The organism is Flavobacterium sp. RSP49 (genome assembly GCF_003968735.1).
Lineage (GTDB): Bacteria > Bacteroidota > Bacteroidia > Flavobacteriales > Flavobacteriaceae > Flavobacterium.
This window is the reverse complement of record NZ_RYDN01000032.1, coordinates 20,580-30,771: the sequence shown is the minus strand read 5'-3', so window position 1 is coordinate 30,771 and position 10,192 is coordinate 20,580. Positions and strand designations below refer to the sequence as shown.

Here is a 10,192-nt window from a genome sequence, read left to right as displayed (position 1 = left end):
TGCAAAAACGTTTTTGCAAGTGTTTAATTAAATATTTTTATCTAATAATCTGTATCGGTTATTCAGGACAAGACACATAACGTTAAAATCTAAAATTATATGCTTTTTTCAAAAATAGAAGGATCAGGACAACCACTTTTAATTCTTCACGGATTTCTAGGGATGTCCGATAACTGGAAAACATTAGGAACACAATTTGCAGCTCATTTTCAGGTACATCTGCTGGACTTACGCAATCACGGGAGAAGCCTGCACTCAGAGAATTTTACCTACGAAATCATGGCGCAGGATGTTTACGAGTACTGTCAAGCTCATGGATTAGAAAATATCAATATTTTAGGACACTCGATGGGCGGGAAAATAGCCATGCTTTTGGCAACGTTGTATCCTGCATTAGTTAATAAGTTAATTGTTGCGGACATAGGACCAAAATTTTACCCGCAGCATCATCAGGATATTTTGGCGGGATTGAATGCGGTTGATTTTTCAAAAAAACCAAGTCGAAGTGATGTCGAAGAAATCATGGAGAAGTTTGTTTCTGATTTTGGAACCAGACAATTCTTGATGAAGAATTTGTTTTGGCAAGAGCCTGGGCAACTTGCTTTCCGATTTAATTTGGCAGTTTTCAATGCAAAAATGGATGAAATAGGAATTCCGTTGCCAAAGAATTCCGTTTTCGAGAAACCAACCTTGTTCATTCGCGGCGGAAAATCAAATTATATTTTAGACAGTGATTTTGAAATTATAAAACAGCATTTCCCAGATTCAAATATTGAAACGATCCCTAATGTAGGGCATTGGCTTCATGCCGAAAATCCAGCTGAGTTCTATCAAAAAGTCACTTCTTTCTTAAATTAAAGGCGATGGTTTCTAATTTTTACTACATTTATTAAAATTTAAAAAGATAAACTTATGAATTTACTCATCAAAATTCTTATTACCTCAGGTTTAGTATTGCTTATTGCTAACTTTATGCCAGGCGTGCGTGTAGATGGATTCGCCACGGCTTTGATTGTGGCAATTGTTCTTGGATTACTCAATATATTTATCAAGCCAATATTAGTGCTACTAACTTTGCCGGTAACGATACTAACTTTAGGTTTGTTTTTATTGGTTATCAATGCACTGATGATTTTGTTGTGTACGAAAATTGTGGGTGGTTTTCGCGTAGATACGTTTTGGACTGCGTTGTTTTTTAGTATTATATTATCCGTATCGCAGTCTATAATGAATGGAATTCTAGGCGAGGGAAAATAATAGGCTGTTTTTAACACGTATTTATGACGTAATGCATTTGAAATTAAGAATCAATCAATATCTTTGTACTTTATTTAAACGATGCTATGTCTAAAAAATTTTACATATTGTTACTAGTTACGCTTGGGTTCTTTATGACTCCAAGCGTAGCTATTGCGTGTGGAATAAAAGCAGAGAAATCGTGTTGCAAAAAAGAATTCTCTTCAAAAACGGAGCAAAAAGACTGTTGTAAGAAAGAAAAAAAATCAAATAAAGGCTCGCATGATGGTTGTAACGGTGCTTGTAAGAGTATTTCTTGTGGCAGTACAGCAATTCATTTGGGTTTAACATCCATATTTAACACGGAATTAAACAAGCAAATTTTTAGTTTTTCTACTGAAAAACAAAATTATTATTACTCGGAAATCTTTATCTCATCCCATTTCCGTTCTATTTGGCTTCCACCTAAAATAAGCTAAATTTCTTTTTTGACAGCCAAAAAACTGTCTTGTTCAAAGCAGTATATGCTTTAAAAACCAATAAACGTAGTCAATTACAATTCAAAAAACAGAGCAAAATAAGCTCTTGTTTTCAATGTTTTGCGACTAATTCACTTCAAAATAATATCAAAAATGAATTCAATAAAAAAAATATTGATGGCAACTACTCTGTTGCTTTCAATCACAATCAGCCATGCGCAAATTAAAAATGCTACAACAGAAACGGTAAAAATATATGGCAACTGTGAGATGTGTAAAAGCACCATAGAAACTACAGGTAACCTGAAAAAAGTAGCGAAAGTCGAGTGGAATAAAGACACCAAAATTGCAACACTCACGTATGACTCGACTAAAACAAGTCAAGACGAAATCCTGAAACGCATTGCTTTAGCAGGGTATGACAGTGATAAGTTTCTTGCTCCAGATGCTGTTTATGACAAACTACATGGCTGTTGCCAATATGAAAGAGAAGCAAAAGTAGCCGTTTCTCCAGCAACGAAAATGGAAACCGTTACTACAGAAAATCATGCAGGTCACGCCAATCACTCAGATAATGCAGTTACAAAACAACAAGTAGATACTACATTAAAAGCTGTTTTGGATAGCTATTTTCTTTTAAAAGATGCTTTAGTGAAAACAGACGGAAACAGTACTTCCTTGAAAGCGAAGGATTTATTAACGGCAATCAATTCCGTGAAGATGGAAACACTAAAATCGGAAGAACATATTGTTTGGATGAAAGTTTTGAATGACTTAAAAGAACATTCTGAGCATATTGGTGATACAAAAGATATTTCTCATCAGAGAGATCATTTCATGGATTTATCAAAATCGATGTATGAATTGATAAAAGTGGCTAAATACGAGACTCCGGTTTATCTTCAGTTTTGTCCTATGGCAAATGGCGGTAAAGGAGCCAACTGGTTGAGCAAAGAAAGTGCCGTTAAGAATCCGTATTACGGTTCGCAAATGATGACTTGTGGAAAAACGGTCGAGACGATTCAATAATTATTTAAAGGAAAATAAAATGAAAAAAATAATTCTGGTAGTAAGTGTAATAATCAGTTTTTCAACGGCTAATGCCCAGATAAAAATTGGAGATAATTTACCTGATTTTGAACTTAAAAATAATAAAGAGGCCACTGTAAGTTTGGCTTCTGCAAAAGGGAAAACCGTCTTAATTGACTTTTGGGCTTCTTGGTGCGCACCGTGTAGAATGGCCAATAAAAAGCTGGCCCCTTTTTACAATCAGTATAAAACAGAAAATTTCGAAATTATAGGGATATCCCTGGATACGGATCAAGCGAAATGGATAAGTGCCATTCAAAAAGACAAATTAGAATATGAGCAGTTGATTGATCCCAAAGGGTTTGATGCGCCATCGGCTTTAGTCTTTGGCGTAGAGCAGTTGCCTAGTGCCTATCTTTTTGATGCAGCAGGGAAACTGGTTGCTGTAAATCCAACAGAAGAACAAATTTTAGTGCAAATAAAAAAATAAAATACGATGAAAAATATAAGTATAAAATTAATTGGTATTGTTTGTTTGGTTTTGATGGCAAGCATGAAGTCCTATTCTCAAATTTCAAAAGCAGACATAATTGCAACGGGTTTAACGTGTTCCATGTGTTCTAATGCAATTAACAAACAGCTAAAGGCCATGACTGAAGTAGACAGCGTCAGTACAGATCTAAATACGAATACGTTTACTGTTTATTTGAAGAAAAATAATACAATAAGTCCAAAAACTTTAAAAACGAGTGTCGAAAAAGCTGGCTTTTTTGTGGGTTCCATGGTGTTGACAATGGCTTTCGATAATTTAAAAATAGAAGACAACCTAGCATTGAAAAATGGTCAACACACCTTTATATTCGTTGATGTGAAAGCAAAGACAATGAACGGGGAAACAAAGTTAAAAGTAGTTGATAAAGGTTTTGTTACTCAAAAAGAGTATAAAAAAACACTTAAAACATTATCGAAATACCCTAGTTATCTGGTCGAAAATGAAAATAATTTTCACCTTAAAACAATTTAATATGAGTTATTTACGCTTTGCTGTCCTATTCCTGATATCGGCTCAAATGCAAGCCCAGGAATTATTTGTTGTTACGGATCCTGCCAGTAATATCCCTGCAAATTCATTGAGTGTCAGAGTGTCACAATCCCTTTTTGAGAAGCAATTTAATGAAGGGTACAACTATCATTTGATGCCGGAAGTGACCTATGGTTTGAATAAAAATTTGATGGTTAGGGCTACCGCATTTGTCAGTAATAGAAACAGTCAATTGGTTACAGAGGGAGGCGGTTTCTATGCCAAATACCGGTTTTTCTCGACGGATGATTTAAACAGTCATTTTCGTTTGGCTGCTTTCGGAAGGTATAGTTTTAATAACGCGGATATTCATCAGGATCAAATTGAAATTATGGGGCACAATACGGGTTTTGAGACTGGATTAGTGGCTACGAAACTGATAAAAAAAGTAGCAATTAGTTCGTCGGTAAGTTTTGAAAAGGCATTTGATAATAAACCAAATTATCCTTTTCCAAGTGAATTAGGCAATAACGCCACGAATTATACCTTGTCTTTTGGCAAACTGATGTATCCCAAAAAATACACCAGTTTTAAACAAACAAATATTAACCTGATGGTTGAATTTGTTGGGCAAACTATCAATGAAAATGGAAAATCGTATCTTGATGTGGTTCCGGCAATACAATTTATTTTCAATAGTCAAGCCCGTTTGGATTTGGCTTACCGGAGGGAAATTATGAGTTCTATGATGCGTACAGCACCCAATGGAATTTATTTAAACTTAGAATATAATTTTTTTAATATCATAAAATAAATAGATAAAGCTCAGATTTATAACAATGAATAGTTGTTTTAAATAAAAGTAAATTTGTAATTATAAAAAAATACAATGAAAAAAATAATGCTTTTGTCCTTAATAACGGTCTTTATCACGGTCTCTTGTGGCCAGAAAAACAAAGAAGCTACAGCTACAAGTTCTGGAAAAACAGAAAAAGCTGCGGAATTATACGCCTGTCCTATGCATCCAGAAGTTACTGGTGCATCCGGTGGAGAATGTTCAGAATGCGGGATGGAACTAACCGAGAAAGTGGTGCAAACAATCCCTACTGAAAAAGAGCTAACTCTTGTTGAAACCAAGGTAAAATCCGGTGCTGTGCTCAAAACGGAGAGTGCTGACAAAACGACTTTTCCAACCGATGCTATTGTATCTAATTATCTCAAAATTAAAAATGCATTAACCAAAGACGATTCAAAAGGAGCAGCCATCGCGGCAAAAGATTTGCATGCTATATTGAATAGTTCCAGCGCAACTTCATTAGACACCAAATTAAAAAATAAATACAATGCTTTTGTTGCGGATGCCAAAGTAAATGTCAAACATATTGGGGATAATGCCGGTAAAATGGAGCATCAAAGAACGTATTTTTCGTTATTGAGCAAAGATGTTTTTGATTTGATAAAAGCCTTTGGAACCAAACAAACAGTATATCAGGATTACTGTCCCATGTATGGAGCAGGAAAAAACGGGTATTGGATCAGTGAAACCCAAGACGTCATCAATCCCTATTTTGGTGCGGAGATGCTAAATTGTGGCAGGAGAATAGGAGCAGTTCAATAACGATGAAATTCTATATCAAAAAGATGGTAGGTGGTCGCTGTATAATGGTTGTGAAATCCGAGCTCGAAAAACTTGGAATTTTTCCTATTTCGGTGAAGTTAGGAGAAGTCGAATTAGTAGAAAATAACAGATTGCAAATTGATAGGTTGTAAAACTTATAAATCATTTCCAAAATTCTGCAACAAGTTAAAATAGTAGGGTATGTACCTTTGTTTAGTAGCAATGTATCTTTAGTTTAATATTTTAATAATAGAAAAAAAGAAAACATTAATTATCGTACTAAGTGTATTCTTAGCTGTGAATTCCATGGCATCAGCTCAAGAAGCGAGGAAATCTTCCCAAAAGGAAACCCATAAAGGAATGTATGCTTGTTCAATGCATGTAAATGAGATAAGCAGTAAAGAAGGAGAGTGCAGTAAATGTGGAATGAAATTAGTAAAAACACTAAAACACGACACATCAGGTAAAGAAAAAAAACAGAGGTAGTTTCAAAGTACGTTTGCAAAATGGACGGTAAGTAGCAACCACTGTATAATGTCGTGTTTTAAAATTAGACAAAATGATGCAACAGATTGATTTTAAACTACTATTTACAATATTGCTCCTTTTAACTTTATGACGTTTAAACTTTTGACTTACTCAGTAATGCAATTATAATTAAATAAAAAACAAGAAAAATGAAAAATGTAGTTCTTTCGACCATAGTAATGACACTAGTAATGGTTTCGTGTAACCAAAAAAAGGAAGATTCTGGCGCAACAAATCCTGAGAAAACAGAAAGTGTTTCGCAATTATATTCATGTTCGATGCATCCTGAAATTACAGGAAAAAAGGGAGATAAATGTTCTAAATGCGGAATGGAATTAACCGAGCCGGTTAACTAAAATGCGAAAAATATCCCAACTACGTTCGTTGAAACTAATATAGAAACAACGGTTGTAGCGACTCCTCAATCTTCTTTTTCTATCACCGAAATAGTAAATAATTATCTATAACTTAAGAATGCACTTGTAAAGGATGATCTCAAAGGAGCGGCAAACGCTGGGAAAGCTTTATATGTGACTCTAAATGCTATAGATTCAAAATGACTAAATGCGAAATTGAAAATGAAATATGTTGATATTGCCGATGATGCCAAAGGCAGGTGGAACACATTGGGGTAACTCTGGTAAATTAGAACATCAAAGGGAACATTTTGCCATGTTGAGCAAAGACATAAATGATTTGATAAAAACCTTTGGAACTACTCAAAAATTGTATCAGGATCATTGTTCAATGTATGATGAGGGGAAAAGTGGTTATTGGATAAGTGAAAATAAAGAAATCAGAAATCTATATTATGGTGCTCAAATGCTTACTTGTGGATCAGTAAATATTCTTCCAGAAAGCAAGGGAATAAATTAGATCGAATTATCAAACAAATAACGTCTAATGAAATGCCTTTGACTTCGTATACGGTAATTCATAGAAATGCAATCCTTACCGGGATTCAAAAAGAAGAAATAATCCACTGGATAGATAAAATGAAAGACAGTCTTTCATCAAAACATTAAGCTATTATGGTAGAAAAATTAATATCATTTTCACTAAGAAACCGAATGGTCGTGTTGATTGTTTCAGCCTGTTTATTCGGCTGGGGAATTTACAGCGTGCAACAAAATCCTATTGATGCTATTCCTGACTTGTCCGAAAATCAAGTCATTGTTTTTACGGAATGGATGGGAAGAAGTCCTCAGGTGATCGAAGACCAAGTGACATATCCATTGGTTTCCAATTTACAGGGAATACCCAAAATCAAGAATATTCGAGCCTCCTCCATGTTTGGGATGAGTTTTGTCTATATCATTTTTGAAGAAAATGTAGATCCATATTGGGCAAGAACCCGTGTGTTGGAACGACTGAATTATGCACAACGCTTATTGCCTGCTACTGTTGTTCCCACGCTGGGTCCGGATGGCACTGGGGTAGGTCATGTTTTTTGGTACCATTTGGAAGTCAATGGAATGGATTTGGGAGAGCAACGTGCGTTGCAAGATTGGTATGTGAAGTTTGCTCTGCAGACTGTTCCCGGTGTAGCCGAAGTGGCATCCTTTGGAGGCTTCGAAAAACAATATCAACTAGTTTTGGACCCTTTAAAAATGCAGTACTATAATGTCAGCATGATGGAGGTGATGAAAGCGGTCAAAACTAGTAATAATGATGTGGGCGGAAGAAAATTTGAAATGAGCAATATGTCCTATATCGTTAGGGGATTGGGCTATATTAAAAACATAAAAGATGTTGAAGACATTGCCATCAAAAATTACAATTCGGTTCCTGTGAAGGTGAGTGATATTGGTTCTGTTCAAATGGGTGGAGATTCACGTGTTGGGATTTTTGATGCCAATGGCGAAGGCGAAGTTGTGGGAGGAATCGTGGTGATGCGCTATGGAGAAAACGCCGATAAGGTTATAAACGCCGTTAAGGTTAAAATGAAAGAAGTTGAAAAAGGATTGCCAGAAGGCGTTTCGTTCAAGACTTCCTATGATAGAAGTGAATTGATAGAAAAAGCAATCGAATCTGTTAAGGGAACTTTGATAGAGGAGATGATTGTAGTGTCCGTTATTGTTTTGCTGTTCCTTTTTCATTGGCGAAGCGCACTAATAATTCTAATCCAGTTACCCATATCCGTTGCAATAGGGTTTATTTTACTAGAGGCTTTTGGAATTTCATCCAATATTATGTCCTTAACCGGTATTGCGCTGGCAATAGGTGTTGTTGTCGATGATGGAATCGTAATGGTAGAAAATGCCTATCGGAGCATCTCTGAGAGACAGGAAGAATTAGACAACAATCATTAATCAACAGCGATGAAAAAATTATTTAAAAAAATATTCAAAAAACAGCACGATCCGCTGCCTCCTGAAGAAAGAATGAAGCTGATCGAGGATTCCTCAAAATTAGTTGGACCAGGCGTGTTTTATTCCACATTAATTGTGATCGCTTCTTTTTTACCCGTTTTTCTATTGACGGGGATGGAAGGGAAATTATTCAGTCCGCTGGCCTGGACAAAGTCGTTTATATTAATTGTCGATGCCTTTTTAGCGATTACATTGACTCCAGTTCTGATTAGCTTTTTGCTAAAAGGAAAACTTCGTCCTGAAAATAAGAACCCAATCAATAGGAAACTTGAAAGTATTTATACACCCATTTTGACTTTTTGTCTGAAATGGAGAAAATCGGTGCTGGTAGTAAATATCGTTGCTTTGTTAATTGGTGGATTGATGTTTACCAGGCTTGGATCCGAATTTATGCCACCTTTAGATGAAGGTAGTATTTTATTTATGCCGGTAACCTTACCTGATGTTTCTAATTCTGAGGTAAAACGAATATTGCAGGTTCAGGACAAATTGATAAAATCGATTCCGGAAGTTACCCATGTTTTGGGAAAAGCGGGTAGGGCCAATTCGGCAACGGACAACAGCCCAATAAGCATGATTGAGACCATTGTTTTGTTGAAACCTCATAATGAATGGAGAGACGGAAAAACGAAAAGTGATATTGTAACGGAAATAAACAATAAGTTACAAATTCCTGGAGTTACAAATGGTTTCACACAGCCCATCATTAATAGAATTAATATGCTTTCTACGGGTATCAGAACGGATGTGGGAATAAAAATATATGGTGCCAGTTTAGACACTATTGATGTTTTATCCCAAAAAATTAAAAAAGCATTGGAGGGAACCGAGGGAGTGAAAGATTTATTTGCAGAACCTATTACCGGGGGGAAGTATATTGACATAGTCGCCAAGCGAGAAGTGATAGGCAGGTATGGTCTTAGCGTGGATGATATTAATAGTGTTGTTGAAGCAGCTATTGGCGGGATGACATTAACAACAACTATCGAAGGCAGAGAGCGGTTTTCTGTTAGCGCCAGATATGCACAAGAATATAGAAATAGTCTGGAGTCACTAAAAAAACTTCAGGTTCAGACAATGGAATACGGACCGATTCCTCTAGAGACTGTTGCGGAAATAAAAATAAGCGATGGGCCTCCAATGATTAATAGTGAAAATGCCATGTTGCGTGGGAGTGTTTTGTTTAATGTTCGGGGTCGCGACTTAGGGAGTACCGTAAAGGAAGCCCAAGACAAGCTGAATGCTATGATCATTAAAATGCCAAAAGGGTATTATATGGAATGGAGCGGACAATGGGAAAATCAAATTCGGGCTAACAAAACATTAAGCCTGATTTTGCCCCTAGTCATTATCATCATATTTCTGATTTTATACTTTACCTATCGTTCCATGAAGGAAGCATTCATCACCATGATTACGGTACCTTTTGCCTTGATTGGAGGAATTTTTATGGTTTACTTTTATGATATCAATTTATCAGTGGCTGTCGCAGTTGGTTTCATTGCTTTGTTTGGCTTAGCCATTGAAACTGCAATGTTGATTACCATTTATTTAAATGAAGCCATGGTCAAAATGGTAGAGAAACATGGAAACAGTCGAGAGACACTAACAGAAGATATTTTACGAGAGTATATTATTTTCGGATCTGCAAAAAGATTGCGTCCCAAATTAATGACGGTATCAGTCGCTTTGTTTGGATTAATCCCCATTTTATGGTCAACTGGTACGGGGGCTGATGTAATGATCCCGATTACGGTTCCACTTATTGGAGGCACAATTACCTCAACCATATATGTATTATTAGTGACGCCAGTTGTTTTTGAAATGACAAAACTACGTGAATTAAGAACAAAAGGTAAAATAGAGATCATCGATGCAAAACATTAAAAAGTATATCATTATAAGTTGT

Annotated in this window: 12 protein-coding genes and 2 pseudogenes; all 14 read left to right on the top strand. The window is 35.9% G+C overall.

The genetic code is table 11. The features are described 5' to 3' along the window. Nucleotides 1–99: 99 nt before the first annotated feature. The 14 genes and pseudogenes from EKM02_RS12655 to EKM02_RS15095 all read left to right on the top strand — a co-directional run bounded on the left by EKM02_RS12655 (nucleotide 100) and on the right by EKM02_RS15095 (nucleotide 10,170). Nucleotides 100–858 (top strand): alpha/beta fold hydrolase, encoded by a 759-nt coding sequence (locus EKM02_RS12655; protein ID WP_126455708.1) that lies wholly within the window; start codon nucleotides 100–102, stop codon nucleotides 856–858. A 54-nt stretch (nucleotides 859–912) separates the two neighbouring features. Continuing rightward, the gene (locus EKM02_RS12650; RefSeq protein WP_126455706.1) at nucleotides 913–1,257 is read left to right on the top strand and encodes a phage holin family protein; all 345 of its coding nucleotides are present in this window, start codon (nucleotides 913–915) and stop codon (nucleotides 1,255–1,257) included. A gap of 86 nt (nucleotides 1,258–1,343) precedes the next feature. Then, nucleotides 1,344–1,715, top strand: a complete 372-nt coding sequence (locus EKM02_RS12645) for a hypothetical protein (RefSeq protein WP_126455704.1) — start codon at nucleotides 1,344–1,346, stop codon at nucleotides 1,713–1,715. 153 nt (nucleotides 1,716–1,868) lie between these two features. Next, nucleotides 1,869–2,744 (top strand): DUF3347 domain-containing protein, encoded by an 876-nt coding sequence (locus EKM02_RS12640; RefSeq protein ID WP_126455702.1) that lies wholly within the window; start codon nucleotides 1,869–1,871, stop codon nucleotides 2,742–2,744. Between the two features lie 19 nt (nucleotides 2,745–2,763). Beyond that, entirely contained in the window at nucleotides 2,764–3,234 is a 471-nt protein-coding gene (locus EKM02_RS12635; RefSeq protein WP_126455700.1) for a TlpA family protein disulfide reductase, read from the top strand. Between the two features lie 6 nt (nucleotides 3,235–3,240). After that, on the top strand, nucleotides 3,241–3,768 hold the full coding sequence (locus tag EKM02_RS12630) for a heavy-metal-associated domain-containing protein (RefSeq protein ID WP_126455698.1): 528 nt from the start codon (nucleotides 3,241–3,243) through the stop codon (nucleotides 3,766–3,768). Nucleotide 3,769: 1 nt separating this feature from the next. After that, the gene (locus EKM02_RS12625) at nucleotides 3,770–4,579 is read left to right on the top strand and encodes a hypothetical protein (protein WP_126455696.1); all 810 of its coding nucleotides are present in this window, start codon (nucleotides 3,770–3,772) and stop codon (nucleotides 4,577–4,579) included. Nucleotides 4,580–4,654: 75 nt separating this feature from the next. Beyond that, nucleotides 4,655–5,383, top strand: coding sequence for a DUF3347 domain-containing protein (locus EKM02_RS12620; protein ID WP_126455694.1), 729 nt, complete (start codon nucleotides 4,655–4,657; stop codon nucleotides 5,381–5,383). A gap of 306 nt (nucleotides 5,384–5,689) precedes the next feature. Continuing rightward, nucleotides 5,690–5,869 carry a heavy metal-binding domain-containing protein gene (locus EKM02_RS15110; protein ID WP_126455692.1) on the top strand — a complete coding sequence of 60 codons (180 nt, stop codon included), beginning with the start codon at nucleotides 5,690–5,692 and terminating at the stop codon, nucleotides 5,867–5,869. Nucleotides 5,870–6,060: 191 nt separating this feature from the next. Next, the gene (locus EKM02_RS15105) at nucleotides 6,061–6,267 is read left to right on the top strand and encodes a heavy metal-binding domain-containing protein (RefSeq protein ID WP_126455690.1); all 207 of its coding nucleotides are present in this window, start codon (nucleotides 6,061–6,063) and stop codon (nucleotides 6,265–6,267) included. A gap of 150 nt (nucleotides 6,268–6,417) precedes the next feature. Further along, a pseudogene (locus EKM02_RS15315) lies at nucleotides 6,418–6,471 on the top strand (hypothetical protein); the annotation flags it as partial. A gap of 25 nt (nucleotides 6,472–6,496) precedes the next feature. Then, nucleotides 6,497–6,787, top strand: a complete 291-nt coding sequence (locus EKM02_RS15100; protein WP_234423198.1) for a DUF3347 domain-containing protein — start codon at nucleotides 6,497–6,499, stop codon at nucleotides 6,785–6,787. Further along, nucleotides 6,742–6,936 (top strand): heme-binding domain-containing protein, encoded by a 195-nt coding sequence (locus tag EKM02_RS15310; RefSeq protein WP_158614754.1) that lies wholly within the window; start codon nucleotides 6,742–6,744, stop codon nucleotides 6,934–6,936. The genes EKM02_RS15100 and EKM02_RS15310 overlap by 46 nt, the downstream gene beginning before the upstream one ends. A 6-nt stretch (nucleotides 6,937–6,942) precedes the next feature. After that, a pseudogene (locus tag EKM02_RS15095) lies at nucleotides 6,943–10,170 on the top strand (efflux RND transporter permease subunit). Nucleotides 10,171–10,192: the final 22 nt, after the last annotated feature.

What these genes read in the sequence shown, in the direction of transcription:
- EKM02_RS12635 (WP_126455700.1), top strand. Translation starts at nt 2,764, where the DNA reads ATGAAAAAAATAATTCTGGTAGTAAGTGTAATAATCAGTTTTTCAACG.
- EKM02_RS12655 (WP_126455708.1), top strand. Translation starts at nt 100, where the DNA reads ATGCTTTTTTCAAAAATAGAAGGATCAGGACAACCACTTTTAATTCTT.
- EKM02_RS12650 (WP_126455706.1), top strand. Translation starts at nt 913, where the DNA reads ATGAATTTACTCATCAAAATTCTTATTACCTCAGGTTTAGTATTGCTT.
- EKM02_RS12645 (WP_126455704.1), top strand. Translation starts at nt 1,344, where the DNA reads ATGTCTAAAAAATTTTACATATTGTTACTAGTTACGCTTGGGTTCTTT.
- EKM02_RS12630 (WP_126455698.1), top strand. Translation starts at nt 3,241, where the DNA reads ATGAAAAATATAAGTATAAAATTAATTGGTATTGTTTGTTTGGTTTTG.
- EKM02_RS15105 (WP_126455690.1), top strand. Translation starts at nt 6,061, where the DNA reads ATGAAAAATGTAGTTCTTTCGACCATAGTAATGACACTAGTAATGGTT.
- EKM02_RS15110 (WP_126455692.1), top strand. Translation starts at nt 5,690, where the DNA reads ATGGCATCAGCTCAAGAAGCGAGGAAATCTTCCCAAAAGGAAACCCAT.
- EKM02_RS12625 (WP_126455696.1), top strand. Translation starts at nt 3,770, where the DNA reads ATGAGTTATTTACGCTTTGCTGTCCTATTCCTGATATCGGCTCAAATG.
- EKM02_RS15100 (WP_234423198.1), top strand. Translation starts at nt 6,497, where the DNA reads ATGTTGATATTGCCGATGATGCCAAAGGCAGGTGGAACACATTGGGGT.
- EKM02_RS12620 (WP_126455694.1), top strand. Translation starts at nt 4,655, where the DNA reads ATGAAAAAAATAATGCTTTTGTCCTTAATAACGGTCTTTATCACGGTC.
- EKM02_RS12640 (WP_126455702.1), top strand. Translation starts at nt 1,869, where the DNA reads ATGAATTCAATAAAAAAAATATTGATGGCAACTACTCTGTTGCTTTCA.